Below are 492 nucleotides of genomic sequence, written 5' to 3' on the forward strand. Positions count from 1 at the left end.
ATCCAGGTTCATATTCTTGGAAATTGCTTCTTATAAAAGATGCTCGCGTCCACTATGTAGTTCTCAAACAACAACCCCGTACCACACACCCCACACACACAACATGCATGATCGGTGCAGCCAGGAAACCAGAAACACAAGTCCCGGAAAGGAAAACCCTCCCGGTCCTGTTGCCTCAGGACCCAACAGTGTGCCAAACACTAAACCGCCCATCCCCTCTCCCGCACCGTTCCAGGACCACCGCGCTTCCAAAGGAAGCACAGGGGACCGTACTGGGTGCCGGCGAAGAACCGGCGGCCGCTATTTGTTGATATTCCACCCGTGAGCACCCGCCGCAGAACTAGCGTCTGCGCAACGGGCGTACTCCTGACAACCCCACCACACGGACATAACGCCCGGCAGGGTGGTTGTAGGTGCTCCTTAGAAAGGAGGTGATCCAGCCGCACCTTCCGGTACGGCTACCTTGTTACGACTTAGTCCCAATCGCCAGTC

General features: G+C 56.3%; 1 rRNA gene. It reads right to left on the reverse strand.

What is annotated here, in order from left to right:
• Positions 1 to 424: 424 nt before the first annotated feature.
• Positions 425 to 492 (reverse strand): 16S ribosomal RNA (locus tag AC1DKN_RS21020); the annotation flags it as partial.

It is taken from the genome of Arthrobacter sp. 01N444, assembly GCF_056399305.1.